General features: G+C 34.0%; 1 protein-coding gene. It reads right to left on the reverse strand.

The features are described from left to right. On the reverse strand, positions 1-268 hold a 268-nt coding region (locus AOA60_RS27605; protein WP_256592893.1), incomplete at both ends, for an ABC transporter substrate-binding protein.

The raw sequence follows: 268 nt of genomic DNA on the forward strand, positions 1-268 counted from the left end.
GCAATAACTTGCCAAGTATAAATCATATCATCAACAGTTAATTCATTGCCATCGTGCCATAAAATTCCTTCTTGAATAGTAAGTGTAACAGTTAATCCATCTTCAGATACTTCATAAGATGCTGCATGATTTTGTGTGCTTAAATCTTCTGCAGTTGTTAATAATGTATCATGGAACAAACCTAATACTAATGAATCATCTTGACCTGCATAGTGAGCATAGTCAAATACACCAGCAAATGGTTGTGTGAAACCATAAGTTACTGTTC

It is taken from the genome of Pseudomonas sp. 2822-17, assembly GCF_002742485.1.
Classification (GTDB): Bacteria; Pseudomonadota; Gammaproteobacteria; order Pseudomonadales; family Pseudomonadaceae; genus Aquipseudomonas; species Aquipseudomonas cyclaminis.